This is a genomic window from Streptomyces sp. NPDC025651, assembly GCF_055558735.1.
Genome location: NZ_JBVHLZ010000011.1, coordinates 82658 through 109127 on the forward strand (window position 1 = coordinate 82658; position 26470 = coordinate 109127).

At 71.3% G+C, this 26470-nt stretch carries 30 protein-coding genes; 14 read left to right on the forward strand and 16 right to left on the reverse strand.

Annotation, left to right across the window (positions count from 1 at the left end; translation table 11 throughout):
• Positions 1-182 precede the first annotated feature (182 nt).
• A complete protein-coding gene (locus ACZ4D5_RS32785) occupies positions 183-587 on the forward strand; it encodes a MerR family transcriptional regulator (protein WP_467776102.1) in 405 nt (134 codons plus the stop codon).
• Positions 588-597: 10 nt separating this feature from the next.
• Here the strand turns inward: ACZ4D5_RS32785 and ACZ4D5_RS32790 are convergent, their stop codons facing one another.
• On the reverse strand, positions 598-1386 hold the full coding sequence (locus ACZ4D5_RS32790) for an alpha/beta fold hydrolase (protein ID WP_467776103.1): 789 nt from the start codon (positions 1384-1386) through the stop codon (positions 598-600).
• Between the two features lie 203 nt (positions 1387-1589).
• Here ACZ4D5_RS32790 and htpG point away from each other — a divergent pair, with 203 nt between their 5' ends.
• Positions 1590-3443 (forward strand): molecular chaperone HtpG, encoded by a 1854-nt coding sequence (gene htpG / locus ACZ4D5_RS32795; RefSeq protein WP_467776104.1) that lies wholly within the window; start codon positions 1590-1592, stop codon positions 3441-3443.
• 165 nt (positions 3444-3608) lie between these two features.
• On the opposite strand, the gene ACZ4D5_RS32800 is transcribed toward htpG, so the two are convergent.
• Complete coding sequence (locus ACZ4D5_RS32800) at positions 3609-4337, reverse strand: hypothetical protein (protein WP_467776105.1); 729 nt, start codon at positions 4335-4337, stop codon at positions 3609-3611.
• Positions 4330-5184: a hypothetical protein gene (locus ACZ4D5_RS32805; protein WP_467776106.1), complete on the reverse strand. Its 855-nt coding sequence runs from the start codon at positions 5182-5184 to the stop codon at positions 4330-4332. The genes ACZ4D5_RS32800 and ACZ4D5_RS32805 overlap by 8 nt, the downstream gene beginning before the upstream one ends.
• A gap of 352 nt (positions 5185-5536) precedes the next feature.
• On the opposite strand from ACZ4D5_RS32805, the gene ACZ4D5_RS32810 reads away from it, so the two are divergent.
• Together ACZ4D5_RS32810 and ACZ4D5_RS32815 are read left to right on the forward strand one after the other, a co-directional pair.
• On the forward strand, positions 5537-5692 hold the full coding sequence (locus ACZ4D5_RS32810) for a hypothetical protein (protein ID WP_467776107.1): 156 nt from the start codon (positions 5537-5539) through the stop codon (positions 5690-5692).
• 109 nt (positions 5693-5801) lie between these two features.
• Positions 5802-6446, forward strand: coding sequence for a hypothetical protein (locus ACZ4D5_RS32815; RefSeq protein ID WP_467776108.1), 645 nt, complete (start codon positions 5802-5804; stop codon positions 6444-6446).
• 13 nt (positions 6447-6459) lie between these two features.
• Here ACZ4D5_RS32815 and ACZ4D5_RS32820 read toward each other — a convergent pair whose 3' ends face one another.
• Positions 6460-7056: a TetR/AcrR family transcriptional regulator gene (locus tag ACZ4D5_RS32820; RefSeq protein ID WP_467776109.1), complete on the reverse strand. Its 597-nt coding sequence runs from the start codon at positions 7054-7056 to the stop codon at positions 6460-6462.
• A 117-nt stretch (positions 7057-7173) separates the two neighbouring features.
• Between ACZ4D5_RS32820 and ACZ4D5_RS32825 the strand changes: the two genes are divergently transcribed.
• Together ACZ4D5_RS32825 and ACZ4D5_RS32830 are read left to right on the forward strand one after the other, a co-directional pair.
• A complete protein-coding gene (locus ACZ4D5_RS32825; RefSeq protein WP_467776110.1) occupies positions 7174-7872 on the forward strand; it encodes a nitroreductase in 699 nt (232 codons plus the stop codon).
• Between the two features lie 83 nt (positions 7873-7955).
• Positions 7956-8543, forward strand: coding sequence for a hypothetical protein (locus tag ACZ4D5_RS32830; protein ID WP_467776111.1), 588 nt, complete (start codon positions 7956-7958; stop codon positions 8541-8543).
• 49 nt (positions 8544-8592) lie between these two features.
• Here the strand turns inward: ACZ4D5_RS32830 and ACZ4D5_RS32835 are convergent, their stop codons facing one another.
• The gene (locus tag ACZ4D5_RS32835) at positions 8593-8799 is read right to left on the reverse strand and encodes a hypothetical protein (RefSeq protein ID WP_467776112.1); all 207 of its coding nucleotides are present in this window, start codon (positions 8797-8799) and stop codon (positions 8593-8595) included.
• A gap of 60 nt (positions 8800-8859) precedes the next feature.
• Here ACZ4D5_RS32835 and ACZ4D5_RS32840 point away from each other — a divergent pair, with 60 nt between their 5' ends.
• Complete coding sequence (locus tag ACZ4D5_RS32840; RefSeq protein WP_467776113.1) at positions 8860-9777, forward strand: glutaminase; 918 nt, start codon at positions 8860-8862, stop codon at positions 9775-9777.
• Positions 9778-9835: 58 nt separating this feature from the next.
• Here the strand turns inward: ACZ4D5_RS32840 and ACZ4D5_RS32845 are convergent, their stop codons facing one another.
• The 4 genes from ACZ4D5_RS32845 to ACZ4D5_RS32860 form a co-directional block, all read right to left on the reverse strand.
• Positions 9836-10522 carry an esterase/lipase family protein gene (locus ACZ4D5_RS32845; RefSeq protein ID WP_467776374.1) on the reverse strand — a complete coding sequence of 229 codons (687 nt, stop codon included), beginning with the start codon at positions 10520-10522 and terminating at the stop codon, positions 9836-9838.
• Between the two features lie 227 nt (positions 10523-10749).
• Positions 10750-11481, reverse strand: a complete 732-nt coding sequence (locus ACZ4D5_RS32850) for a TioE family transcriptional regulator (RefSeq protein WP_467776114.1) — start codon at positions 11479-11481, stop codon at positions 10750-10752.
• A 13-nt stretch (positions 11482-11494) separates the two neighbouring features.
• Positions 11495-12166, reverse strand: coding sequence for a DNA alkylation repair protein (locus ACZ4D5_RS32855; RefSeq protein WP_467776115.1), 672 nt, complete (start codon positions 12164-12166; stop codon positions 11495-11497).
• 49 nt (positions 12167-12215) lie between these two features.
• Positions 12216-12863 carry a helix-turn-helix transcriptional regulator gene (locus ACZ4D5_RS32860; protein ID WP_467776116.1) on the reverse strand — a complete coding sequence of 216 codons (648 nt, stop codon included), beginning with the start codon at positions 12861-12863 and terminating at the stop codon, positions 12216-12218.
• 248 nt (positions 12864-13111) lie between these two features.
• Here ACZ4D5_RS32860 and ACZ4D5_RS32865 point away from each other — a divergent pair, with 248 nt between their 5' ends.
• Positions 13112-13993, forward strand: a complete 882-nt coding sequence (locus ACZ4D5_RS32865) for an MBL fold metallo-hydrolase (RefSeq protein ID WP_467776117.1) — start codon at positions 13112-13114, stop codon at positions 13991-13993.
• Positions 13994-14034: 41 nt separating this feature from the next.
• Here the strand turns inward: ACZ4D5_RS32865 and ACZ4D5_RS32870 are convergent, their stop codons facing one another.
• On the reverse strand, positions 14035-14463 hold the full coding sequence (locus ACZ4D5_RS32870; RefSeq protein WP_467776118.1) for a hypothetical protein: 429 nt from the start codon (positions 14461-14463) through the stop codon (positions 14035-14037).
• A 563-nt stretch (positions 14464-15026) separates the two neighbouring features.
• Between ACZ4D5_RS32870 and ACZ4D5_RS32875 the strand changes: the two genes are divergently transcribed.
• Positions 15027-16688, forward strand: a complete 1662-nt coding sequence (locus ACZ4D5_RS32875) for a trypsin-like serine peptidase (protein ID WP_467776119.1) — start codon at positions 15027-15029, stop codon at positions 16686-16688.
• Positions 16689-16720: 32 nt separating this feature from the next.
• Positions 16721-17587 (forward strand): AraC family transcriptional regulator, encoded by an 867-nt coding sequence (locus ACZ4D5_RS32880; protein ID WP_467776120.1) that lies wholly within the window; start codon positions 16721-16723, stop codon positions 17585-17587.
• 91 nt (positions 17588-17678) lie between these two features.
• Here ACZ4D5_RS32880 and ACZ4D5_RS32885 read toward each other — a convergent pair whose 3' ends face one another.
• Positions 17679-18845, reverse strand: a complete 1167-nt coding sequence (locus ACZ4D5_RS32885) for an alanine--tRNA ligase-related protein (protein WP_467776121.1) — start codon at positions 18843-18845, stop codon at positions 17679-17681.
• Positions 18846-19232: 387 nt separating this feature from the next.
• Here ACZ4D5_RS32885 and ACZ4D5_RS32890 point away from each other — a divergent pair, with 387 nt between their 5' ends.
• Positions 19233-20411: an acyl-CoA dehydrogenase family protein gene (locus ACZ4D5_RS32890; protein WP_467776122.1), complete on the forward strand. Its 1179-nt coding sequence runs from the start codon at positions 19233-19235 to the stop codon at positions 20409-20411.
• Between the two features lie 67 nt (positions 20412-20478).
• Here the strand turns inward: ACZ4D5_RS32890 and ACZ4D5_RS32895 are convergent, their stop codons facing one another.
• A complete protein-coding gene (locus tag ACZ4D5_RS32895; RefSeq protein ID WP_467776123.1) occupies positions 20479-21585 on the reverse strand; it encodes an FAD-dependent monooxygenase in 1107 nt (368 codons plus the stop codon).
• 67 nt (positions 21586-21652) lie between these two features.
• Positions 21653-21781 carry a hypothetical protein gene (locus tag ACZ4D5_RS32900; protein ID WP_467776124.1) on the reverse strand — a complete coding sequence of 43 codons (129 nt, stop codon included), beginning with the start codon at positions 21779-21781 and terminating at the stop codon, positions 21653-21655.
• Between the two features lie 128 nt (positions 21782-21909).
• Here ACZ4D5_RS32900 and ACZ4D5_RS32905 point away from each other — a divergent pair, with 128 nt between their 5' ends.
• Positions 21910-22635 (forward strand): TetR/AcrR family transcriptional regulator, encoded by a 726-nt coding sequence (locus tag ACZ4D5_RS32905; protein ID WP_467776125.1) that lies wholly within the window; start codon positions 21910-21912, stop codon positions 22633-22635.
• A gap of 40 nt (positions 22636-22675) precedes the next feature.
• On the opposite strand, the gene ACZ4D5_RS32910 is transcribed toward ACZ4D5_RS32905, so the two are convergent.
• Both ACZ4D5_RS32910 and ACZ4D5_RS32915 read right to left on the reverse strand, forming a co-directional pair.
• Positions 22676-23410, reverse strand: coding sequence for an MgtC/SapB family protein (locus ACZ4D5_RS32910; RefSeq protein WP_467776126.1), 735 nt, complete (start codon positions 23408-23410; stop codon positions 22676-22678).
• 27 nt (positions 23411-23437) lie between these two features.
• A complete protein-coding gene (locus ACZ4D5_RS32915; protein ID WP_467776127.1) occupies positions 23438-23827 on the reverse strand; it encodes a winged helix-turn-helix transcriptional regulator in 390 nt (129 codons plus the stop codon).
• A gap of 125 nt (positions 23828-23952) precedes the next feature.
• Here ACZ4D5_RS32915 and ACZ4D5_RS32920 point away from each other — a divergent pair, with 125 nt between their 5' ends.
• Complete coding sequence (locus tag ACZ4D5_RS32920) at positions 23953-24618, forward strand: NADPH-dependent F420 reductase (RefSeq protein WP_467776128.1); 666 nt, start codon at positions 23953-23955, stop codon at positions 24616-24618.
• Between the two features lie 167 nt (positions 24619-24785).
• The gene (locus ACZ4D5_RS32925) at positions 24786-25679 is read left to right on the forward strand and encodes a universal stress protein (protein ID WP_467776129.1); all 894 of its coding nucleotides are present in this window, start codon (positions 24786-24788) and stop codon (positions 25677-25679) included.
• 83 nt (positions 25680-25762) lie between these two features.
• On the opposite strand, the gene ACZ4D5_RS32930 is transcribed toward ACZ4D5_RS32925, so the two are convergent.
• A complete protein-coding gene (locus ACZ4D5_RS32930) occupies positions 25763-26419 on the reverse strand; it encodes a fasciclin domain-containing protein (RefSeq protein WP_467776130.1) in 657 nt (218 codons plus the stop codon).
• Positions 26420-26470: the final 51 nt, after the last annotated feature.

Below are 26470 nucleotides of genomic sequence, written 5' to 3' on the forward strand. Positions count from 1 at the left end.
CGCGCACGCTTCTCTCCTGCAAGAATCGGCTTCTCGCCGGGGACGGCATCGGCCCGGCGTGACAACGGAGGGGCCCGTGAGGGGCACCCGAACAGAAGTGACTCTACCCTAACGTAAGGGTAGAGTTCGAGGGTCGTGCGGAAAGCGGCCCCACCGGAACGAGAAGGGCCAGGCCAGGGGCGTTGGACGACAAGCACATGCAGATCGGCGAGGTCGCCGCGCGCACCGAACTCTCCCTGCGTACCATCCGGCACTACGAGGAGACCGGCCTGGTCGTCCCCTCCGCGCGCTCCCAGGGCGGCTTCCGTCTCTACACCGAGGCCGATGTCGCCCGCCTGATGGTGATCCGGCGGATGAAGCCGCTCGGCTTCACCCTCGACGAGATGAGGGAACTGCTCGCCGCGACGGACGTCCTCGACGCGGGGGAGGACGTCCCGGACGCGGAACGCGAGCAACTGGTGGAGCGCGTGCGCACGTTCGAGGACGCCGCACAGGAGCGCGTCCTCAATCTGCGTACGCAACTGGCGCGGGCGGAGGAGTTCGCCGGCACGCTGCGCGAGCGACTTGAGCGCTTCGACGCCCCGTGACCGGCACGCGTCACCCCCACAGCTCCCGCAGGGCGGCATTGACCGCCTCCGGCTGCTGCGTGTGCGGGTAGTAGCCGGGGACGCGGACCAGGCGCGCGCCCACCGTCTCGGCCACGGCCTCGGCACAGGCGATCAGTGCTTCGCCCGCGTACTTGCGGTACGTCTCGGGAGCGTCCTCCCAGGTGCCGCAGATCACCAGCGTCGGCCACGGCGCGTCCCGCAGCGGTTCGAGGGGTACCACCGCCTCCCAGACCGGGCGTTCGCGCATCGACGTGGCCACGGCGCGCAGTCGCCGCGGAGTGGGGTCGGGCATCGCCATCCCGATGCCCTCCGTGGACGCGCGCAGATACTCCTCCGGCGTCACCGAATCCGGCAGGCCCTCGCTCTCTCCCACCCGTTGTAGCAAGGCCTTGACCGCCGGGTGACCGGCTGCCGCGGAGAACGCCGAGGGCTGAATCAGCGTCAGGGAGCGTACGAGGTCCGGGCGTTGCCCCGCGGCGAGCATGGCCGCGAGGCCTCCGTTGCCGTGGCCGACCAGGTGCGCGCCCCCGTCCTGCCGGGCGAGGACCTCCACCAGGTCGGCGGCGTCGACGTCGAAGTCGCTGCGGTCGGTGTTGTCGGGGCTGCCGCCGTAGCCCCGGCGGTCCATCAGGAGCAGGCGGTTGCGGTCGGCCAGCGGGCGCTGCGCCGCGAACCCGTACGCGTCGTCGCTGCCCCACGTGAAGATGTTGTGCGCGAACACCGCGGGGGTGCCCTCGCCGCCTGTCCGATCCCACACCGTCACGTGCGTCGAGGCCATCAGTGATCTTCCTCTCCTCGTGCGGGGCCGTCCCGCTCTCCGTGGGCCGCCCACTTCCCGAACATGTGGTCAACATTGCGTGTCACCGCGTCCGAGGTCGGACAATGGTGGAGGTGGGGCACGCCCCCACAGGGTTTCACGCTCGCGCGGCGCCGTACCAAGAGGGCCTGCGCGGGCGGACGTTGGGAAAGAGAAGGGATGCAATGAGTACCGAGACGCTGGAGTTTCAGGCCGAGGCGAGGCAGCTCCTGCAGTTGATGGTCCACTCGATCTACTCGAACAAGGACATCTTCCTGCGCGAACTCATCTCCAACGCCTCCGACGCCCTGGACAAACGGCGCCTCGTCGGTCTCGCGGACGACAGCCTTCGGGCCGACGACCTGCACATCGACATCGAGGCGGACAACGACGCCCGCACGCTCACCGTGCGGGACAACGGCATCGGCATGTCGCGCGACGACGTCGTCGGGCTGATCGGCACCATCGCGCGGTCCGGCACGGCCGAGACCCTGCGCCGGATCCGGGAGAGCAAGGAGAACGGCGGTGAATCGGCCGAGCTGATCGGCCAGTTCGGCGTCGGCTTTTACTCCGTCTTCATGGTCGCCGAGAAGGTCAGCCTGCTCACCCGCAAGGCCGGCGAGGAGTCGGGCGTGCGCTGGGAGTCCGACGGCGACGGCACCTACACGATCGAGACCGTCGAGGACGCGCCGGAGGGCACGTCCGTCACCGTCCACCTGCGTCCCTCGGACGAAGAGGACGCCCTCTACGACTACGCCGACGACCGCAAGATCCGGGAGATCGTCAAGCGGTACTCGGACTTCATCTCGTTCCCCATCCGCATGGGCGACGAGACCCTCAACTCCATGAAGGCGCTCTGGGCCCGGCCGCGTTCCGAGGTCAAGGACGAGGAGTACCGCGAGTTCTACCGGCACATCAGCCACGACTGGTCGGACCCGCTCGACATCATCCACATGAGGGCGGAGGGCACCTTCGAGTACGAGGCGCTGCTCTTCCTCCCGACGCGCGCCCCGCACGACCTCTTCCAGCGCGACGCCCGCCACGGCATCCAGCTGTACGTCAAGCGCGTGTTCATCATGGACGACAGCCGCGAGCTCATGCCGAACCACCTCCGCTTCGTCAAGGGAGTGGTGGACGCCGCCGACCTGTCGCTGAACATCTCCCGCGAGATCCTCCAGCAGGACCGGCACATCCAGCTGATCCGCCGCCGCCTCGCGAAGAAGGTCCACTCGACCATCAAGGACCTGATGAAGGACGACGCGGAGAAGTACCGCACGTTCTGGCGGGAGTTCGGCGCCGCCGTCAAGGAGGGTCTGCTCGACGGGGCCGAGGACCACAAGGCGATCCTCGACATCGCGTCGTTCGCCTCCACCTCGGGCGACGAGCCCACCACCCTGGCCGACTACGTCGCCGGCATGAAGGACGGCCAGGACAAGATCTACTTCATGACCGGCGAGAGCCGCGCGCAGATCGAGAACTCCCCGCACATGGAGGCCTTCAAGGCCAAGGGGTACGAGGTCCTGCTGCTCACCGACCCGGTGGACGACATCTGGGTCGAGCAGGTGCGGGAGTACGACGGCAAGGAGTTCCAGTCCATCGCGCGCGGCGAGGTCGACCTGCCGTCCGACGAGGAACTCTCGGAGGAGGAGTCCGGGGCGTACGCGCCGCTGCTGAGCTGGCTCAAGGAGACCCTGGACGACGTGAAGGACGTACGGCTGACGTCCCGTCTGACGAGCTCGCCGGCCTGCCTGGTCAGTGACTCCGACGGCCTCACGCCGGCCCTGGAGCGGATGTACAAGGCGATGGGCCAGGACCTTCCGCCGGTCAAGCGCATCCTTGAGCTGAACCCCGAGCACCCGCTGGTCAGCGGTCTGAGGTCCGCCCACGAACAGCGCGGCTCGGAGGAGCGGGCCGACGCCGGCCTGACCGAGACGGCCGAGCTGCTGTACGGCACCGCCCTGCTCGCCGAGGGCGGCGACCTGGCCGACCCGGCGCGCTTCGCCAAGCTCCTGGCCGACCGGCTCGCCAGAACGGTGTGATCGAGGCTCCGTCAGGGCGTCTCGGCGGGCGGGGCGGAGCGCGTCCCCGCCGCGGAGGCGTCCTGACGGAGCACGGGCTTCACGGGCAAGCTGCGCGACTCCACGAGCAGGCCACGGGGGCAGGCCTTGGAGGCAGGCCTTCTGGACAGGTCTTGCGAACAGGCCCTAGGAGCCGGGCCGTTGGCCGCGGCGGTCGCTCAGCGCGTCCTGCCTCTCCTGCGCGGCGGCGCGGTATCCGGGATCGGCTTGAGGGCGGTGGACCGATGTGCCCGACGCCGTCCGCTGAAGGTATGTCGCGCGGTCGATGATCTCGAACCCGACCACGTCCCACCCGGACAGCTCGGCGCAGGCCAGGTCCTCCTGCCAGAGCCGCAGCGCGGTCGCGGTCGCGCCGTGCACGTCGGGGGCCTCCCCCCAGTAGCGGATCTCGGCACGGTCGGTGGAGTAGCGGGCGGCGATCGCGAAGGGGTGAGTGTCGGCAAGACGCTCCAGGGGGCGGCGGACGTCCGCAGGGGCCAGTGGCGGACCGGCCACGCTCAGCGTCACGTGCCAGAGCGACGCGACGTCGGCGTCTTCTGCACTCCCGGTTCCGGCCTCGGCCCCCGTCCCGGTCTCGGTGTCGTCCTCGTCGGACACGGGCTGCCGCACTGGGCGAGGTGCGAGCCCGCGCGCCCTGTACCTGAGTTCCCGGAACAGCTCGTGCAGTTCGAGTGCCGCGTCGCGCCGCTCGTCCATGCGCGCCGCCGGACGCGCGATCAGGTCGTGCAGCTCCGCGATCCTGCGGAGCGCACGGGCCGTGGGGAGCGGGGTGCGTCCCCGCAGCAGGGCGGCGCCCTCGGTGCCCAGGGACGACCGCGCCAGCACGGCGTCGAATGCCTCGTCCCGCTCATCCATGGCGCTCACCCGCCTCCCGCTCGTCCTTCTTGGCTCTCGCCCTCCACCGGTAGAGCAGCCCCTCGACGGCGCGCACGGACGGTGCGCCGAGGATCTGCCGGATCTCCTCCTGGGCATAGCCGTCCAGGGTCAGTGCGACGGCCGCCCGCATACGAGGGTCGTCGAGATCGGCGAGGTCGTCGAGCACACGCAGCCTGCCCAGGACCTCGGCGGCGACACCGGGCACCACCGCGGTGTCGGCCGTCGCCTCGGCCCGGTCGAGGCCGCGGCGCCACCGCTCCTCGAGGCCGCGATGCCTGCGGTACTCGTTGGGGAACTCGAAGGCGCACGCGCCCATGAAGTACGTGGCGATCCCGGCGCCCCCGTCGGGGTGCCAGCCACCCTCCACCAGCGCCTGGCGCCGGAAGCGCGGCAGGGTGCGGGCCACCGTCATCGTCGCCAGCTCCTCGCGCAGATCGCTGTCCCTGGCCAGCTCCTCCAACTCCCGCTCCTGGGGGCCGAGGTTGAACCCGCGCGCCGCGACGAGCGTGAACACGAACCCCGAGTGGAGCCAGCCGCGCAGCACGGACACCCCGTAGCGGGCGAGTTCCTCCTCGAAGCGCGCGTAACGCGGCCCCGAGAATCCGTCCGCGCGCAGGATCCGGACCAACTCCCGGTCCGCGGCGCACCGTTCGACGTCCTGCTGGAAGCGGCGGGCCTCCCGGCCGTGGCGGGCGTCCATCGCGCCGAGCGCCCCGGCGGGCACGGGCGCGCCGAGCCGATCGCCGTTCCGCTCGTCGGGGAGCCGTCGGCGCGGGGCACGCGCGGCCGCGGGCGACTCGCCCGCGGTCTCATCCTCGCCCTGCATGGTCTTCCCCTCCGGCCGTGTCGACGCTCCCTTGTACGTTCGGGCCCCGGCGCCACCCCACGCGGGATTTTCAGGATTTCTTCGCATGCGGACGCATCGGAGGCGGCCGGATCCGGAGGTGTTCTTTCGTGGGGCGGAAGGCTTCGTGGGGTGCATGGCTTCGTGGGGTGCATGGCTTCGTGGGGCGGAAGGCTTCGTGGGGTGGACGGCCGGAGGCGACGTATGAGCGGCATCACGGCCCTGAACAACCAGGAGAGAAGAGAAACACGTGAGTTCGCCGCCACCTGTGCCACCCCATGTGCCGCCCGCCGCGCCACCGCCGGGTCCTTCGGGGCCGACTCCCTTCCTGCCGGTGCACACCGCGGTCGTCCTCTTGATGGCCACGGTGATCGCCCTGATCCTCGGAGGGCTCACCTTCCTCGCCGGCGGCACGGCGGCGGGCGCGGTGCTCGCGGGCCTCACCGGCGGCGGCGTCAGCGTGCCGCCACTGCGCCGCCTCGTCGGGTAGGCGAACGGTGATCGTAATTCGGTGGATCTGCGGCTGCCGCCCTGCGAACATCAGCTGTTCGACTTCGCCTGGCACGGGGGTGGCCCCGCCAACCACGAGGGGGTTGTCCGTGCGCAAGGTCTTTCCGCTGCTGTTCGCTGCCGTGTCGCTCGCCGCCACGGTGTCCTGCGGCTCGTCGGAGTCCGCCGACGAGCCTCTTGAGGCGGCGGCCCTGAGCGACGCGCTGCCCGACTCCGGGGACCTGCCCGGTTTCACCGCCACGCCCCAGAACGAGCCGCTGCTGGAGAAGCAGGACGTCGTCACCGTGGACGAGCCCGCCTGCCGCCCCATAGCCGACGTGATGAGCGTGCGCCCCAAGCACGCGCGCGAGGCGATGGCGTGGGCCACGCTCGACGGCAAGGGCTCGGCGGTCGAGGGGAGCCTGACGCTGTCCAGCCACACCCCCGAGGAGGCCGAGGCGTGGATGGGTGAGCTCAAGGAAGCCCGCGCCAAGTGCACGGAGTTCAGGGCCACGTCGAAGCGCGGGTGGTCCTACGGCTTCACCGTGGATCCGCTGCCTCCCGTACCGGCGGGCGACGACTCCATCGCGTACGTGCTGACCAACGCGGAGGCCCCTGACGGCAAGGGCAACAGCGTCACGGTGGTGCGGACGGGGGGCACGTTCGCGACGTACCTCCTCGCGGGGGAGCGCGGACCGGTGCCGGCGGGCGTCGCGGACAGGCAGCACGAGGTCCTGCGGCGCGCGTCCGAGTGACCGCGGCCCTTGGTCAGCTCACGCCGGGCAGGGCGTGGTCGAGGAGGATCTCCGCCGCCGCCCGTGCGTGGTGGCCGTAGTCCGCTTCGTCCAGCACCATGGCGCGACTGGCCGCACCGTCCGCGAGCGTGACCAACTGCTCGGCGAGCGCGTCGGGTTCCCGGCAGCCCAGCTCCTTCACCAATGCGGTGACCAGCTGCACCATCCGCAGTTTCTGCTCGCGGGCGTAGGAGTGGACCGCGCTCTTCGGGTCGGGGAACTCCGCGGCGGCGTCGATGAACGGGCATCCGCGCACCGGGGCCGCGTCCGCCGCGGGCTGGTCGAACATGGCGAGGATCCGCTCCCGTGGCGGGACGTCCTCGCGGGTCAGCACGCTCCCCAAGGTGGCGTCGGCCGACGCGAGATGCCGCAGGTGGGCGATGACCAGCTCGTCCTTGGTCCGAAAGTGCGCGTAGAGCGTCCGCTTGGACACCGGCGCCTGTTCCGCGACCTGTTCCATGCCGGTCGCGTTGATCCCCTGCGCCGCGAACAGGTGGGCGGCTGCGGCGAGGATGCGCTCACGGCCCCCGCGTCCCGGCCGTCGAGGTGTCGAGGTAGTCGTCGCACTCATGACGCAAGTATACGTTCACGTTTACTTCGGCGGGGGTGGCTGTCTAGAGTGGGCCTCGCCAGGTAAACGATGGCGTTTACATATGCTGTCACCGAGAACATCGCCGAGGAGTGCTCCATGACGAGGCCGACCCCCACCCACTCCACCGAACTGAGCGGCTGCGCGGAAAAGTTGATACGCGGCCGTCACGCGACCCGCGCGTTCCGTCCGGACCCCGTGCCCGAGGAGACGATGCGCGCGATCTTCTCGCTGGCCGGTGCCGCGCCGTCCAACTCCAACGCGCAGCCGTGGCAGGTGGAGGTGGTGAGCGGCGCGGCACGGGAGCGCCTGGCGCATGCCTTGCGGGCGGCCCATGCCGAGCGGCGCACCTCCGTGGACCTGCCGTACTCCGAGGACATGTACGCACGGGTGCACCAGGTGCGCCGGGCCGCGTTCGGAGCCGAGTTGTACGGCGCGCTGGGCATCGGCTCCGACGACCGTGCGGCCCGTGCGGCGTACGACGCGGAGAGCCTGCGCTTCTACGGCGCGCCCCACGCGGCGTTCCTGTTCGTCACCGGTGACGGCGGCACACGGCTGGCCGCCGACGTCGGCGGCTACATGCAGACCCTGCTCCTGGCGATGACCGCGTACGGCGTGGACAGCTGCCCGCAGGGGCTGCTCAGCTTCTACGCCGACACCGTCCGCGGCGAGCTCGGCATCACCGGAGGGAAGCTGCTCGTCGGCATCTCCTTCGGCTATGCCGACGAGACCGCGCCGGTGAACCGGGTGACGACCGAGCGCGCCGCACTCGACGCGACCACGGCCTTCCACGACTAGGCGATCACCCCGCCCCCGACGGCCCCCGGCCCCGTCCCCACGTCCGCCAGGCGACTCAGGCGGTTCAGGAGAGAATCCAGCCCATGGAAGACGCGTTCACCCTCCTCCGCCAGGTCGCCGACCGGCTCCCCGAGGACGCCGTCACGGAATGCGGAGTGACGGTCGGGGACGTGCGCGAGGAGATCGGGTGCCAGGAATGGGAGGCGGCGCTCGGCCTCCTCGTCGAGATCGGGGACGTCCACCCCGTGTCCGCGGAGCTCTGGGAGGTGCTCGCCGAGGCCGCGCGGCAGATGGGGCTCGACCGCAGTCGCCGCTGGTGCGAGTGGCGGGCGGGCGAAGCCCGGCACGGCACTGTCCGGGCGCGGTTGAGCCTGCTGGGGGCGGATGAGGGCGGACGCCGGACCGCCTTCGCCGGCGACGGCAGGCTCCGTCCCCTGTGGGATGTCGGGAACCGCACCGCGCAGGGGGAGCCGGCGCTGAACGTCGCGGCTCTGTGGGTGGAGTACGCCGAGGAACTCGGCCCCGGAGAGACCGCCGACGTGCGGTTGGCACCCCTGAGCCCCGAGCAGTGGAGGCACCTGAGGGCCGGTGACACGATCACCATGCACGAGTCCCGGCCCGTCGTGGGAACGGCGACGGTCATCGCGGTCGAACCGGGGAGAACCACATGACCGGAAGGGTGCCGCCGTGAAGTCCAGCGGGGGGCGGGGCCTGCGCTGCTCACCACCAGTACACGGGATAGCGGGCCGCGCCGCGGCGGGCGTACGAGGAGGCCATGCCCCCGAGGACGAGCGGCGTGGCGGAGCCCGCGAGGAGCGGGACGAACGTCGCGGGCTGCGGTGAGTGCAGCTCAGGGTCCCGATGGCCGCTGACGCGGGGCTGACGGCGGCGCTCCCGCTGCCGCCGCGTGACCATGCGAACGTGCATGCTCCCGCGGGGCGTAGGGTGTGGCAGAAGCATCACCGTACGAAGTCAAAGCGAGTCAGCGTGTCCACCACCTTCCAGCCGGTCCTGGACCGCATCGCCACCGAGATCGAGGCCACCCCCGGACGTGGCCGCCCCGCCGACTACATCCCCGCCCTCGCCTCGGCCGACCCGAATCGCTTCGGGATGGCCGTCGCGGACCTCGACGGAACGGTGTACGGCGTCGGCGAGTGGCAGCACCCCTTCTCCACCCAGTCCATCACCAAGGCCTTCACGCTCGCCCTCGCGCTCTCCCTGGAGGGCGACGAACTGTGGGAGCACGTCGGCAGGGAGCCGTCCGGCAACCCCTTCAACTCGCTGGTGCAGCTGGAGTACGAGAACGGCATCCCGCGCAATCCCTTCATCAACGCCGGGGCGCTCGTCGTCACCGACCGCCTGCAGAAGCTGACCGGCGACGCCTCCGGAGCGCTGCGTACGTTCCTGCGTGCCGAGTCCGGCAACCCGGAGCTCACCTTCGACCTGCAGATCGCCGCGTCGGAGGCGGCCCACGGCGACCGGAACGCCGCCCTCGCCCACTTCATGGCGTCGTACGGCAACATCACCAACCCGGTGCCGGACCTCCTCGACCAGTACATCCGCCAGTGCTCCCTCGCGGCGTCCTGCGGTGACCTCGCGCTGGCCGCCGGTTTCCTGGCCCGGCACGGGATAAGGGCCGACGGCTCGACCCTGCTCACGCGCAGCCGTGCCAAGCAGGTCAACGCGGTGATGCTGACGTGCGGCACCTACGACGCGGCCGGCGACTTCGCCCACCGCGTGGGCCTGCCCGGCAAGAGCGGGGTGGGCGGCGGCATCATCGCGGTCGTGCCGGGCCACTGCACCATCTGCGTCTGGAGCCCTGGCCTCGACCAGCGCGGCAACTCGGTGGCGGGCGTGGCGGCCCTGGACCGCTTCACGACGCTCACGGGCCTGTCCATCTTCTGAGTGCGGGGCTTCCGCGCGGGCCCGTTCGACCTCGTCCTCGCCCCCGAGGGGCGCGTGTTCACCGACCGGGGAGACCCGCTGCGCGAGGTGCCCGTGACGCGTTCAGGGACAGGAAGTCCCGCACCCCCTGCGACGCCGCGTCGTCCGTGAGCAGGTCGTTGTGCGCGAGACAGCCCACCGCGTGGTTGGTCGCACCGGTGAGCGGGACGCTGGTGTCCGGGTTGATGACCTCGTCGCAGTTCGACCACCACGTCGCGTACGCCACCGTGCCCGGCGTCTCGTCGCCCGCGGCCAGGCGGCCGGTGACGTAGGAGCCCGGCGTCATGTCGCGGCAGCCCTGCGACCACAGGGCGCAGGCCCACGCGGTGCCGGTGCCGTGGTTGGGCCCGGCCAGCGAGGCCCAGTGGGAGACGAAGGGAGCGCCGCCGCCGTACTTCACGTACCAGCGTGTGACCAGACTGCCGAAGGAGTGCGCGACCAGGTCGACGCGGTCCGCGCCCGTGCGCGTGCGTACGTCGGCTACGTACGAGGCCAACTGCCCGGAGAGCGTCTCGTTGACGGACTCGTCGGTGTCGTAGCCGAAGGAGAAGAGCTCGTCGTCGGTGTAGCCCACGGACTTGAGGTCCTCCCGAAGCGGCCCCCACACGCCGGGGTCGGCGTTGTATCCGTGGACGAAGACGACCGGGGTGTGCGCGGCGGAGCGTGGGGCGGCGGAGGCCGCGGCGGGAGCGAAGAGCGCGCCCATCGCGGCCACGAGCAGATACACGACGGCCGTCGCGCCGGTACGGGCGCGGGCAGTCCTGAGCTTTGGCACGGCGACCACCTCATCCGGCGAGGCTCGGGGAGGACCCTGGGGTTACGGGCGGGTACGGAGGCGATTGTGCGGGCGGGGCCGAAAGAAGAACAGGGGTGTGGGGGAGTCAACTCGTCCGGCCACGGGCTCCGTCAGCCCGCGGGGATCCCGCGGCGGCATCAATCTCCTTGTGGGGCAGTGTGGTCGAGCATGCGCAGATAGCGGCTGAGAGGGGTGGCCGCGTCGAGCATGGCGACGCCCCGCGCGGTCACCTTGCGGTGCCAGTCGTCCAGGGCGCCGGACAGCGCGTCGGTGCCGCCGGCGGTGCGGATCTGCTGGACCACGGTGGCGATGTGCTCCAGCGGGTAGCCGCCGCGCCTGAGCAGGTGGGCGAGTTCGGCGTCGCGGATGTCGCTCGCGCGGTAGACGCGGTATCCGGTGGCGGGGTCACGTGCGGGGACGAGGATGCCGACGGCTTCCCACTTGCGCAGGGTCGCGGGTGTGACGCGGAGCTGGTGGGCGAGTTCGCCGACGGTCCGGGTGCCGGACTCCGCCGAGCGGTCCGGAGCGGCGCCGGACTCCGCCGTCAGGTGATCGACGGCTTCCCGCACCGAAGCGAGGGTCTCCCGGTCGCGGAGCAGCCGGCTGTGTCCCTGGTCGACGACGGTCAGGGCGGCGTCGAGCGCGCCGTCGTGGAGCGAGGTCATGATCCGGCCGGCGGCCGCGTATCCGTACGCCGCGACGAGGGCGAGGTAGGCGCGGAGCGCCGCCGCGTGCAGCTCGGTGTAGATCCGGTATCCGCTGCGGGTGCGCTCGGCGGGCGGGATGAACCCGTCGCGCTCGTGGTTGCGGACGGCTTGGGTCGAGATGCCGTGCTCGCGCGCGAGGTCGGTCGGCCGCAGGGTGATCATTGGCGGAAGTCTGCTACGTGTCGCGCTGTCGGCGCACCATCTCCGTGATCCAGGTGGGTGCGAACGGAGACGTGCAGCCCGGGGACGTCGGGTAGTCCTTGAGGACCTCCAGGCGCTCGCCGACGTCGATCGCGCGGGTGCGGTACTCGGCGTGGTCGATGCCGATCTGGGCCAGACAGTGGTTCATCGCCCACTGCAGTCGGTCCGGGGCGTCCTTCATCTCCGCCTCGATGACGTCGAGGAGCCCGGCGAGGTCGAGGCCCTCGGGCTTCCTGGCCACGCGTTCGGTGGTCAGTGCCCAGCCGGCGCTCGCCACCACGGGGTCGGGATCGGCGGACCAGGCCACGCGCAACTCCTCCGCGTGCGGGTTCTTCTTCACCACGTGGCTCACGAGCCAGTCGTGCACCTTGGGGGTGCGCGCCTGACGGAGCATGCCGTCCAGCTCGTCGCGTCCGAACCCCTTCGGGCGGCAGATCAGGAGCGCGAGGAGTTTCGCCGCGGTGTCATCGGTCTCCCAGAGCTCGCGCGCGAGGTCCTGCTGCGTCCCGAGGCGCTTCGCGAGCGCGCGCAGCTTGCCGAGGTGCACGCCGTGGTCGTCGCCGTGCTTCTCGTTCACGGCACGCGCCTTGGGGTCCTCGAGGTCGGCCAGCTCGGCCGTCACCTCGGCCAACGCGGTCTCGGCCACCGCTGCCTCCTGTCCGTCACCCGGGAGGTTCAGCCTACGACGGAACCCGTCAGGGGGGCGGGCCCAGCAGCGTACGCAGCCGGCCCGGGGGATGGCCCGTTCCGCGGCGCAGGGCGTGGGTGAGGTGGGACTGGTCGCTGAAACCCAGGTCGTGGGCGAGGAGGGCCAGGTCGCGCTCGCCTTCGGCGAGGCGCTCCAGGGCGCGGGCGAGGCGGAGCCGGTTGCGGTAGCGGGTGAGGGTGGCGCCGGTCTCCGTGCTGAAGACGCGGCTGAGGTGGTGCGGTGAGCAGCCGACGGCACGGGCGAGGGAGCCCAGGCTCTGGGCGGCGCCGGTGCCCGGGTTCTGGGTGGCAGCGGCGCCCAGGGCGGCGCGGGTGTCGTCGACGAGGCGGCGCCGCCTCGTGGCAGAGCGGGGGTGGCCGCTCGCGACGCGGGCCGGGACCAGTTGGGAGAGGACGCGGGCGGCGACCGCCGTGGTGCGCTCGGTCAGTTCGAAGGCGTCCGCCGCCGTCCGCGCGCGGGTGAGCAGGAGGCGGTGGGCCAGGGTGAGCCGAGGCGTCGTGAACACCAGGCCCTCGGGCACGGTCGGATCACCGCCCAGCAGCGCGGCCACCTGCGGCTCGGACAGGACGATCTCCGTGTAGACGTCGTCGCCGCACGGGTGCGCGAACTGCTGCTCGCTGCCGAGGTGTTCCACCGTCCGCCAGGAGGATGTCGTCGGTGCGGAGGAAGGTCTGCCGTTCCACTGGCATGAGCGCGCTCACTTCCTATCCGCGCCCGGTTCTCCGGCGCCCGCTTCTCCGTGCCCGTTCCCCGTTCTCAGCGGCCTTCGGCGGCCTTGCGCTCGGCCCCGCGCAGTGAGCAAGAACTTACAAGCGCCGTCGCGTGGTTGCCCGGCAGCCTCTCGTACGAGGAACTCACGGAGGAAGGCCGAGGAGGGCACCGATGAGCGGGTGGGATCGACGGGACGTGCTTCGGGGAGCGGCGGGGGCGTTCGAGGTGCTCGCGCTGTTGGACGCGCACGGGCCGTTTCCCGGCAAGCGCCAGGATCACTTCACCGGAGCCACGGAGGCCGCCTGGGAGCGGGCGCGGCGCATCGACCCGGAGGCGTTCGGGCCGGGCGGCACCTGGGAGTTGGACTTTCGTTGCTACGCGATCCGCAGGCCGGGCGGTCGCGTGACGCTGGTGGACACGGGGATCGGCCCCGCGGGCAGCCCCGCGTCGGGGTGGGCGCCCGTTCCTGGCCACCTGCCGGAGGTGCTCGGGGAGGCCGGAATCGGTGTCGGCGACGTGGACACGGTCGTCCTGACCCATCTGCACGAAGACCACTACGGCTGGGCGGTGGGGCCGGACGGGACACCGATGTTCCCTGGGGCCCGTCACATCGTCCAGCGTCGCGAGGTGGCCTCGTTGGGGGAGGGCGACAGCGCGATGTCGTACGTGGTCGCTCCGTTGCGGACAGCCGGGCTGCTGCAGGAGGTCGACGGGCGGACGCGGCTGTTGGGCGGCGGGGGCGGCCAGGGCCGGAGCGGTGCGGTGACCCTCGTCCCGACGCCCGGTCACACGGCCGGGCACCAGTCGGTCCTCGTGGAGGGCGGCTCGCGGCGGATCATGGTCACGGGGGACGTCCTGGCGCACGCCGTCCAACTGTCGGACCCGGCGGTGGCCTACGCCTTCGAACGGGACAAGGCCGCGGCCCGGAACAGCAGGGAGCGACTGCTCACGGAGGCCGGGCGGCACGGGGCCCTGCTGGCCACGGCGCATCTCAACCGTCCCTTCGTGCGGGCCGACGAGGGCAGGAGCGCGCAGGATGTCCGGGAGCGGTGACGGGGGCTCGGTGGAGCTCGCCGGGTTCTTCCGACGCACCCTCACGTGCGGCGGCGCCAGCGCCGTACGCAGAAGAAGGCGCCGGTGGCGGCCAGGGCGACCGCTCCTGCGGTGATACCGATGGTCATGGCGTGCGATCCATCGCTGTCGCTGTCGCTGTCGCCCGCCCTGCCGGCCTTGCCGCCGCACTTGGCGCCGTCGACCGGACCACCCGCTTCGACGGTCACCTTTCCGGCCTGCGTGCTCTCGCCGGGAAGCACCGGTTCGGTGAAACGGACGGTGTAGGTGCCGGGACGGGCGGCACAGCGGATTCTGGCGTGCGTCTCGAACGAGACCTTGCCTGTGGACTTCAGTTCCACCGCCTCTGCGAACGCCTCCGATTGCAGCGTCGCTTCGCCGTCGAGTTCCGGATTCACCGTGTACAGCTTGACCCGCTCGCCGGGGCGCGCCGAACTCGGTGTGACCGTCACCGTGCCACTATCACCCGGACCGGCGACGGCACTTGGAACAGCCGTGAGCGAAACGGTGAGAGCGATGGCCCCAACTGCTGCGGCGCGTATGTGTGGCATAAGGTGCAGTCAGTCCTCGGGTTCGGGTATCCGGAGTTCCCTCCGGTCGCGGGAGCCATTCGTTGTGATCCTACGCAGGGGGATACTCGGGGGGATTTGTGGGCACCGGCCCGACCTCCGGACTCACCCTGGGGTTTTCGATCGCAGCTGACCACCAGGACCATTCGGATCACTGTGCGACCAGCAGTTGAAAGGTAGTTGTGCGCATATCTCGTTGGGCCCGTTCCGTCGCCGTGGGGGTGGGCGGCGGATTCCTCGTTGTCGTGGCGGCCAACGCCTCTGCCGCGACGCCCGCAAAGGAACCGGCAAAGGACGATGGAGCCACCATCAGGTCCGTTCCCGCAAAGACGCGCGGGGAATGGACGGCCCAGGACGCGAAGCAGTTCTGGACCGCCGGTCGTATGGAGTCGGCGACGCCGGTGCGGCCCGCCAAGGAGGCCGCTCCTCAGAGCGCGGACGCCGCAATGAAGAACGCTTCCGGGCGTGGCGCGCTCGACCACCGCGGTGAACAGCCACCGAAAGGCGAGGAATTGAACGCCGGTCGCGCCGGAGAGAAGCGGGACGCCCGCTCCTCCGGCGCGGCGGTGGCTGCTCCGGCTGCCGCGACCGTCCCGACTGCGCAGACGGGCTACGCCGGATCCAAGACGATCGGCGTGCTGTACTTCGTCGACAAGGGCATGAAGGCGCACAGCTGCACGGCCAGTGTGGTGCACAGCCCCAAGGGCAATGTGATCCTCACGGCCGCGCACTGCGCCCCCGGCAGCAAGCACGCCTTCGTGCCCCAGTACCGCACGGGCAAGCCCGCCGCCCAGCAGCCCCACGGGATCTGGGCCGTCGACCGGTTCTTCAAGGACCCTCGGCACACCGATCAGGGGCCCGGCTCGGATCTCGACTTCGGCTTCGCGACCCTCAAGCCCGACAGGCGCGGCCGTCAGGTAGAGGAGATCACCGGTGCCAACAAGCTGACGCGTACGCCTAGTTATCGCGTATGGGTCACCGTCATCGGCTACCCGTCGGCCAGGAACGCGCCCAAGGACCAGGCGATCAAGTGCAGGGCGAAGACCACCCGCCTTGCCGGGTACAAGCAGCTGCGCATGGCGTGCCGCGGCTTCTTCGGCGGCACCTCCGGCAGCCCGTGGCTGATGAACTTCGACGAGAGGACCAAGACGGGGCAGGTCGTCGGCAACCTCGGCGGCATGGGCGGCGGCGGAACCACCGACGCCGTCTCGTACGCGCCGTACTACGACGACGAGGTCTTCAAGCTCTACGACGACACCGTCAAGAACGTCGCCACGGTCAAGCGGCGCCCGCTGCCCAAGAGCCTCGGCACCGGGGAGACGTGGCAGCACGCCAAGCGGCTGGCCTCCGGCGACTACACGGGTGACGGCAAGGCCGACATGATCGTGGTGTGGGCCGACGGCGAGGTCACCCTCCACCCCGGTGACGGGCGCGGCGGCTTCACCGGCGAGCGCCGTCTCAAGGCGCCCAACGGCACCTGGAAGCGCGCCACGACGATCACCGGCGGCGACTTCACCGGCAACGCCCTCTCCGATCTGATGGTGCGCTGGTCCGACGGGGAGGTCACGTTGTACCCGGACGTGACCACCTCCGGCTTCGGCAAGGAGATCAAGCTCGCGAGTCCCGGCTCCACCTGGAAGCACGCCGACCGGATCACCGCGGGCCGCTTCGGCGGCAACGACCGGACCGACGACGTGGTCGTGCGCTGGGCCGACGGCGAGGTGAGTCTCTACGGCGACGTGGACGGGCGCGGCTTCCTGAAGGAGACCAGACTCCAGTCACCGAACGCCACGTGGAAGAAGGCCGGGCTGCTCGCCGGCGGCGCGTTCGTCGGGAACGGCAACGGCGACATCATCGTCCGCTGGGCCGACGGCGCGCGCACACTCCACCAGGGCGTGAGCAAGGCTGGCATCGGCAAGGAGACGCGGATGCAGGGGCCGAACGCCCTGTGGAAGCACGCCCAGGCGATGACGGCGGGCACCTACACGGCCAACGGCCGCCCCGACGACCTGATCGTGCGCTGGAGCGACGGCGAGGTCACGCTCTACGCCGACACCACCACCAGCCTCGGCGCCGAGCGCAGTCTCGTCCCGCCGAAGGCGTCCTGACGGACCCGGCCGCCCGAGGAAAGGAGACGGGAGTGCTCGAGCAGCTCAACCGCGCCCTGGAACACATCGAGTCGCACCTCGACGACCGGATCGAGGTGTCCGAGCTGGCGCGGATCGCCATGACGTCGGAGTACCACTTCCGGCGCATGTTCTCCGCGCTGGCCGGTGTGCCGCTGTCGGAGTACATCAGGCGCAGGCGGCTCACCGTCGCGGGCGCCGAGGTGCTCGCGGGGGAGCGGACGCTGCTGGAGATCGCGGTGCGCTACGGCTACACCTCGGGCGAGGCGTTCGCCCGCGCGTTCCGCGCCGTGCACGGCGTGGGCCCCGGCGAGGCCAGGCGCACCGGTGCGGCTCTGTGCTCCCAGCCGCGCATGTCTTTCCGTCTCATCGTGGAAGGGAGCGGCAGCATGCGCTACCGCGTCGTGGACAAGGAGCCGTTCCGCGTGGTCGGCAAGAAGGCCCGCGTCCCGCTCGTCCACGAGGGGATGAACCCGGCGATCGCCGACTTCATCCGGAGCATCGGCCAAGAGACGCTGCAGCGCGTCGCCGCGCTGTCCGACCAGGAGCCGAAGGGCATCGTCGCCGTGAGCGACGACCTCGACCCGAGCCGGGCGGAGGGCACCGAACTCGACTACTACCACGGCGTGGTGAGCGGGGCCGAGGTTCCCGAGGACATGGACGCGCTCAGCGTTCCTGCGGGGTCCTGGGCCGTCTTCGAGAGCTCCGGGCCGTTCCCTCAGGCGCTCCAGCACCTGTGGCGGGACGTGTTCACGCAGTGGTTCCCCGCCAACCCGTACCAGAGTCGGCCGGGGCCCGAGATCCTGCGTACACAGGTGTCGCCGGACGGGAAGCAGGCGGAGGCCGAACTCTGGATTCCGGTGGAGCGCACCGACGCCTGAGGCGTCCGCTACGGCCTGTCGGCGATGAAGGCGCCGAGCCGGACCACGCGCCCGCACCGACCAGTCCGGCCCGGCGGAACCGGGAGAACCGTCAGGCGGCCCGCAGGCTCAGGACGAGGTCGCGCGGCAGCCCGTGGGTGTCGTGGAGATAGTGGAAGTCGTCCTCGCCCAGCGGGCCACGGAACCGCGGCCGGGCCAGCACCTGCCGACCGCGCTCCAGGAGCCGCCTGAACCGCGTCTCCTCGTCCCGCAGCACCCGCCGTACGTCATCCGGATCGGTCTCCTGACGGAAGTGGTCGCGGGTGTGCAGGAGCAACTCGTCCGGCAGGTCCCCGAGTCCGCGCGAGGGGTCGTCGCGCCACAGGACGGTGAGGACGCGTCGCACCAGTCGGCGCAGGACGTAGCCGCGACCGGTGTTGGACGGCCGTACCCCGTCGCCGATCACCACCATGGCCGAGCGCAGATGGTCGCTGACCAGCCGCAGGGAGGGTTCGTCGAGCGGCCACAGCACCGGCACGAGGCGGCGCCAGGGGGCGAAGACGTCGCAGTGGAACACCGACGTCTTCCCCTGCAGGAGCGAGGTCAGCCGCTCCAGGCCGAGGCCGGTGTCGACGTTGCGCTGGGGGAGCGGTACGAGTGAACCGTCGGGGAGCCGGCGGTGGCGCATCATCACGTGGTTCCACACCTCCACCCAGCGGTCGTCGTGGGTGGGCGTCGACTGCGGCGGGGTGTCACCGGTCCACAGGAAGAACTCCGAGTCGGGGCCGCACGGGCCGGTCGGGCCGTTGGACCACCAGTTGTCCTCGACGGTGAGCTCCACGGGAACGCCGCACTCCTGCCACACCTCCAGGGAGGCCGTGTCCGGTCCGACGTGGTCGTCCCCGCCGAAGACCGTGGCGTGCAGCAGGCCCGGATCGATGCCGAACCCCTCGGTGAGCAGCTCGTACCCCCAGCGGAGGCTCTGCGGGCCTTCGTAGTCGCCGAGGGACCAGGTGCCGAGCATCTCGAACACGGTCAGATGGGTGGGGTCGCCGACTTCCTCCAGATCGGTGGTGCGCAGGCAGCGCTGCACGTTCACCAGCCGACTGCCCAGGGGATGCGGGCGCCCCTCCAGGTACGGGGTGAGGGGGTGCATTCCGGAGGTGGTGAAGAGCACGGGGTCACCGGGCGGCGGAAGCAGCGTCGAGCCGGTGGTGCGGTGGTGTCCGCGCTCCTCGAAGTACTCGACGAACGTGCGGACGGTGTCCTCGTTGTTCATGGGACGGCTCCTTCGCGTACAGGACACGGGAGGCGCCGGAGAACGGATGCGCACGATCACCGGAATCGGGGCGAGGAGCCCGGAGACCATCGGCGGGCCGTTTCCGGTCGCCGATGGGAAAGGGGTACGTCAGGCGGCGGCAACCGGCGAGCTGGTCGCTCGCGCGGTCGCGGTGGTGCATGGGCCGGTGACGTTCATGAGGCCGACGATAACGCGCGCGTCCCGCGGAGGCACGCGATTTACCGCTGAGCCCGGTGGGGCCAGGGCGTCGGTGTACGCGTTCCGGCTTCAACAGCCGTACGGCGTCGGCTGGTTGGAGCCTTTGGACCGGGCCGCCGGGCCGGTGCGTGAGACGATCGGGAGACAGGCCGCAAGGAGAGGGACTTCATGGGGGACAAGGGCCGGCTGCATGTCAGTGCGGAACTGGCGGCGGTGCTGGAGCGGATCGACGCGCTCGGCGGGACGCTCGATGAAGGGGCCGATGCCGCCGAGGAGCTGGGGAGGCTGCCGGAGGACACGGCGCGGGCGCTGCTGGACACGGGGGTCGTCCGGGCCGAGCTCCCGCTGAGCCTCGGCGGACACGAGTTCGCGCCGCGGCAGCTGATCGAGACGGCGGAGCGGGTGAGCTACCACGACGCCGCGGCAGGGTGGACCATGTTCGCGCTGCAGATGATGACCGGGACCACCGCCGCGTACCTCGCCGGGGACGCGGCGGCCGAACTGTTCCCCGACGTGCCGAACGGGAAGTACGCGCTGCTCTCCGGGCACGGCACGCGCCCCGGCCGGGCCGTCCCCGTGGAGGGCGGCTACCGGGTGAGCGGCCAGTGGCAGTTCGCCTCCGGAATGGCGCACGCCACCCACATCCACAGCGCGATCCAGGTCGAGGGCACCGGTGAGCTGCGGGTCCTCGCGATGCCGAAGTCGCAGGTGACCCTGGACGGCAACTGGGACGTGCTCGGGCTGCGCGCGACACACAGCGTCGACTACCACTGCACCGATGTGTACGTGCCGCACGAGTACACCTACGTCGCGACCACGGACACCCCGGTCAACGGCGGCGCCGTCTACCGCCTCGGCCTGGTCAACATGTCGGCGATCGGACACACGGGCTGGGCCCTGGGCGTCGGCCGGCGGCTCCTGGACGAGCTGAAGCGGGTCGCCGCGGCGCGGACCGGTTCGCGGGGCGCCGCGGTCGACACCTCCCAGTTCCACGCCGAGTACGCGACGGCGGAGGCCAGGCTTCGGGCGGCCAGGGCCTGGGTGAACGACGTCTGGCGGGAAGTCGAACAGGCCCTGGACCAAGGTGAGTTGCCGAGCACGGAGCAGGACACCCTGATCCGTCTCGCCCTGAACCACACGACCTCGACCGTGTCCGAGGTGGGCCGCGCCGTACACCGCTGGGCCGGCTCGGCGGCGATCCGCCGCGGGCCGGTCGACCGCTTCCTGCGCGACCTCGGGACGGGCACGCAGCACATCACGTCGAGCCCGGTCGTACTCCAGAACTGCGGCAAGTGGCTGAGCGGTGCCCGGCCGGACGCCCGGTGGAGCTTCCTCGACCTGACGTGACCTGCCCCGGCCGTCCGGGGCCGGACGGCCGGGCCGGTGGCCACCCGGCTGAGGGACGAGCAGTCGTCTACGTCGCCGTCCAGGTGTACGTGGGTGCCAGTGAGCGTTCGAAGAGCGTGCTGGGCAGGAGCGGGAGCGCCGCGTCGCGCAGGGCCGTCAGCGGGGTGGACGTCCAGTGCGCGGGAGAGCCGACCTGGCGGGAACGGCGGGCGATCATCTGGGTGCGTGGGCGGCGGGACCGGTCGTAGGCATCGAGGCCCGCGGGTACGCCGTGTGTGTCGACGGCGGCCGCGAGCGTCACGGCGTCTTCGAGTGCCTGGCAGGCGCCTTGGCCGAGGTTGGGGGTCATGGCGTGGGCGGCGTCGCCGAGGACGGCGGCCCTGCCGCGAACGTAGCTGCGCAGCTTGGGCAGTTCATGCGTGTCGTGTTGCAGCACGGCGTTCGGGTGCGCGGAGCGCAGCAGGGCGGGTATGGGGTCGTGCCAGTGGGTGAACCGTGCGCGCAGCTCCTCCAGCGTGGTGCGCGAGTCCGCCGGGGCGTTGGCCATCACGTAGCAGTAGACGCGGCCGTCGGGCATCGGCACCTGGCCGAACCGCTCGCCCCTGCCCCAGGTTTCCACGCTCCCTTCCAGCGGATACGGCGGAACGATGAACCGCCAGGTGGTGTAGCCGACATAGCGCGGTCCCGGCAGGCGCGGCCACAGGGACCGGCGCGTCACGCTGTGCACGCCGTCGGCGCCCACCACCAGGTCGGCCGTCGAGGAACCGGCGCTGTGGATCACCGTGCCGTCGGGCCGTACGTCGTGGACGTCGATGCCGGACCGCAGCGCCTGGGCGGGCAGCGCCTCGCGCAGCAGGTCGATCAGGTCGGCGCGGTGCACCGTAGCCCATGACCCGTACCGGCGTTTGAGATCGGCGATGTCGTTGCGGATCAGCCAACTCCCGTTGGCGTTGCGGATGCCCGCGACCGGGTCGGTGAGCCCGTCGGCGCGCAGGCGGTGGCCCAGACCCAGTTCGTCCAGTGCCCGCAGGCCGTTGGGCTGGACGGAGAGGCCCGCGCCGACCTCCGTGAACTCAGGGGCCCGTTCGAGGACTTCGACCCGCCAGCCCCGCTGATGGAGGGCGACCGCCGCGGCCAGCCCGCCGATGCCGCCGCCCACGACGGTTGCCTTCATCGCCGAGTCCCCCTGTGCCGTCGTCCGTGCCGGGACCGGCGCTGTTTCCGTACGCGTCCGCCGCATCTCAGGACTCCGTCCCGTTCCGATGCGGTTCCTGCAGGCCCCTGCGCACGTGCGCGGACCGGGAGAACCACCACCACACGGCCACCACCGGCAGGACGGCCACCGACAGGATCCACCAGCGAAACTCCATCTTTGCTCCTTAGTAGCTCTAGAAGTTCTAGAGCCATTAAGCAAACATAGGTGATCTAGGATGTCAACGGCTCCGAAGATCGTCGAAGATCTCTGAGGAACGTCGAGGGAGCAAGGAGAGGGGCGACGATGTCCGCACGCACGATCAGCCGACGAGAGAGGCTGCGCCAGGCCACCCTGGAGGAGATCCACGCGGCCGCGCGCACGCTGCTGGTCGAGAAGGGGCCTGCCGCGGTCACCGTCAACGCGGTCGCCCGACAGGTGGGCATGAGCGGCCCGGCCCTGTACCACTACTACGCCGGGCACGATCAGTTGGTCGGCGCGGTGACCGCCGACTTCTTCCGCGAACTGGCCGCCGCGATGGAGAAGGCCCGCGACGCCCGCGCCGAGGCGCCGATCGACGAGCGGATCCTCGTGGTCTGCCGTGCCATGCGCGCCTGGGCGGTCGACCACCCGGCCGAGTTCGGCTGGATCTTCGCCGCGCCCATCACTCCGTCCGACCGTGAGCCGGACTCGGTACGGCACCAGGCGGCGCTGCGCTTCGAACAGGTCCTGCTCGAGCTGACGGTCGAACTGTGGCGGACACGGCCCTTCCCCGTGCCGCGCCCGGCCGAGCTCCCCGAGTCCCTGCGCGACCAACTGGCCACCTACTCGGCCGCCATCGAAGGGCGGCTGCCGCCCGAGGCGGCCCACGTCTTCCTGAAGTGCTGGACCCGGCTGTACGGCCTGCTGTGCATGGAGGTCCTGCACCAGCTGGACTTCGCCTACTCCGACATGGAGCCCGTCTTCGAGGAGTGCCTGCGCGACCTGGCCGACGTCCTGGCGCTGGAGTACCGCGGTCCCTCGGCTGCCTGAGAGGAGCGCCGGTTGTCCGAGAGCCGTCAGGCGCCCGGCGTCATTCGTCGCGGGACGCGTCGCGGTGGCAGGCCAGCACGCCCTGGACGCCGGCGAGGCCCGCGGTCAGGGCGCTCGGATCGGCCCGCCCCACGACGGAGACGACCACCTCCGTCGTACGCTCCTGATCGCGCGCGGCGTCGTACGCGGGGACGGCCGGGTCGCTGCGCAGTCCCGCCACGGAGAACCCGGCGCGTTCGCACTGCTCGACGAGATCGTGCAGCAGGCCGGGGCGCGAGAGGCAGGTGACCCGGAACTCCGCGGGCGCCGAGCGCAGCGCGGGCAGCCGATGGGCCAGCGGCCGGATCCCGTACGCGACAAGGAAGTAGGCCGCGGTCGCCAGCGTGGCGAGGACCGGCAGTCCGGCAGCGGCGGCCGAACCGACGGCGGCCGTCAGCCAGATCGTCGCGGCGGTGGTGAGCCCCCGCACCGACCCTCGCTGCACGAAGATCACGCCCGCGCCGATGAAGCCGAGCCCCGAGACGATCTGGGCGGCCATCCGTGACGGGTCGAGGGACACCGTGCCGCTCTGCAGGACATCGCTGAAGCCGTACTTGCTCACCAGCGTGAACAGCGCGGCGCCCACCCCGACCGTGGTGTACGTCCGCAGCCCCGCGGCCTTCTGCCGGATCTCCCGCTCGACGCCGATGGCCCCGGACAGCACGAGGGCCACCCCGAACTCCGCCAGCTGCGTCCAGCCCTGCCCGTGCGGCTCCACCGCCAGTCCCAGCGACACCTCGTACCTCGCAATCTCCGTGCGTCTCTACTTTCGCTGCCGCCCGCCGTCCGCTTCCTGGGCGGCCATGACCTCATCGCCGTGCTCGAAGGCCCACGCGCCGAACGCGTCGATCGGGGCCAGCAGGGTGCGGCCCAGGTCGGTGAGCCGGTACTCGACCCGCGCTGCCGTCCCGGTCGATCCGGTCTTCCCGGTCCTTCCGGGATGTGCCTGGCGTTCGACGAGGCCGTTGAACCGCAGGCGCCGCAGCGTCTCGGTCAGGACCTTGGAGCTGATCCCGCCGATCTGTTCGCGCAGGTCGACCGGGCGCCTGGCGCCGTCGCGCAGCGCCCATATCACCACGGCGTTCCAGGTGTTGGAGAGCAGGTCGAAGGCGAGGCGGGCGCGGCAGTCGGCGAGGAAGGCGTCAGTGGTCACGTACCAAATGGTGCCTGACGGGATCTCTAGCGTCGTTGTCATCGATCCGAGCGGTTCCCGGATCCGGGCGGCCGCGGGATCCGGGCAGCCCCTGGACACGGGTGTTTCCTGGGAGGGAATGCGTGATGAGAATCGGCGTACTGGGCACGGGCAACATGGCGGACGCGCTCGCCACCCACTGGGCGCGGGCCGGGCACGAAGTGGCCGTCGGGGGACGGGACATGCGCAAGGCGCAGCGGCTCGCGCGGCGCATCGGGGGCGGCGCGGAGCCCGTCGGCCTGCGTACGGCGGCCGAGTTCGGGGAGGTCGTGCTCGCCGCGCTGCCCTACGGCGCCGGGGCGGACGTGGCGCGGGACCTGCGTGAGTCCCTGGGCGGCAAGGCGCTGATCGACTGCTCCAACCCGGTCGGGCCGGGCTTCCGGCTGCTGACACAAGGAGGCCCCTCGGCCGCGCGGCGGCTGGCCGCGGCGGCACCGGAAGCCCATGTGGTGAAGGCGTTCAACCTCTGCCACGAGGACGTGTGGCGCATGGCGCCGCCCCGCTTCGACGGGCGGCGGCTGGTCGTCCCGGTCTGCGGGGACGACGAGGCGGCACTCGCGCACGTACGCGCGTTGGTACGGGACGCGGGCTGCGAGCCCGCGGCGGGCGGTGGCCTCGATCGCGCAGGACTCCTGGAGGCGACCGCCGCGCTCTTCATCGGCCTGTGGGTCGGCGAAGGAGCCGACGCCCAGGCCATCGCGCCACCGCTGGCTTACGCGACCGGCCACCCGGACTCCACCGGGAACCCCTAGTCAGCGCAGGCAGGGAATCGGCGCAGCGACTCACCCGCGACAGGGCTCTCCGCGTCGGAGGTCCGGCCCTGCCGCGCGGCGGGTGTGGCCGGGCCCCAGGCCTGCTTTCGTCCGTTCGGGCCTTTCGTCCCTGCCGTCGGGCCCTCGGCGAGCGCAGGATGGGGATCATGAACAGCCTTCCGGTCATCACCGCAGTCGACGGATCCGACCACAGCCTCAAGGCTCTCGAATGGGCGCTGGAGGCGGCCCGGAGCCGGGAAGCGGAGCTGCTCGTGGTCCACGTCAGGGCCGACCACGTCAAGGCTCTTCCCATGCCGGGCTCCCCGCTCGCCATGCCGCCGCTCGAACAGGTCCCGGTCCTCGCCGCCGTGCAGGAGTCGCTCGAAGGGCGCAAGGACCTGCCGTCCGTGCGCTACACCACGGTCGACGGGAGCCCGACCTCCACGCTGGTGTCGCTGAGCGACGAGGCACAGCTCCTGGTGCTCGGTTCACGAGGGCGCGGGGGCTTCGCGAGTCTGCTGCTCGGCTCCGTCAGCCGGGCGTGCACCGCACGGGCGGCCTGCCCCGTGGTCGTCGTGCCGCACGCGGCACGGACCGAGGCGGTCGAGGCCGCGGGCATGTTCGGCCGGGTCGCGCTCGGGCTGGCTCCCGACGAGACGAGCGACGCCACCGTGGAGTTCGCGTTCGAGGAGGCACGGCGCAGGGGCGCCCGGCTGCAGGCGATCACCACGTACCCCGTACCGCTCTCCACGCTGGCGCTCATGGGCGGATACGCCGATGCGGCGGGCGGGGCCGAAAGCCCGCGCGTGGAGAAGGAGTTGACGCAGCGTCAGGACGAGAGACTGCGCCCCTTCACCGAGCGCTACGCCGACGTGGCCGTCGACCAGGTGGTCACCGCGGCCGACGCGGCGGGCCGCCTCGTCGTCGCCTCGCAGACCGCGGACCTGCTGGTGGTGGGCCGCCACCGCCGCCGCGTGAACGCCGACTCGTTCCTCGTGGGCTCGGCGGCCAACGCGGTCCTGCTGCACGCGCAGTGCCCGGTCGCCGTGGTGCCCGCCTGAACGCCCCGGGCGCCCACTCCTGACAGGTCCTCAAGGATCCGGCCCCGGGCGCGCTCCCTGCGCGTCCGGGGCCGGCCCGCCCCTCACATCGTGGGCATCAGGACGGTGTCGATGATGTGGACGGTGGCGTTGGCGGTCGGGACGTTGCCGCACACGACCTTCGCGGAGTCGTTCACCTCGTACGACTCACCGGATCCGGACGTGGTCACCTTGCTCTTCTCCAACGTCTCGTAGGAGCCGTCCTCAAGCTGTTTCGGGGTCAGCTTCTGGCCGACCACGTGGTAGGTCAGCACCTTGGTGAGCTGCTCCTTGTCGTCGAGGACCTTGTCGAGGTCGGCCTTCGGGATCTTGGCGAAGGCGTCGTTGGTGGGCGCGAACACCGTGATGTTCTCCGCGTTGTTGAGGGTGTCGACCAGGCCCGCCTTCTTGACCGCGGTGACCAGGGTCGACAGCGCCGGGTTGTTCGACGCGGCGGTGGCGACGGGGTCCTTGGCCATGCCGTCGAAGCTGCCCGCGCCCTCCTTGGGGACGGAGGAGCAGGCCGGGCCGAAGGGCTCGTCCGTGGTGGTCGCGTCGTCGGCCTCGCCGGACCCGGCCGATTCGCTCGACCCGCTCCGGCCGGCGGATCCCGCGGCCTTGTCCTTGCCGCTGTCGTCGGAACACGCGACCAGCGAGAGCGACAGCGCGAGCACGGCCGTCGTGGCGGCGGCGACGCGGCGGACATGGAGTGTGGTGTTCATGGTCTTCTCCTTGGTTGGGCGGCCCCGTGAACCTCATGAAGGGGCCGGTGT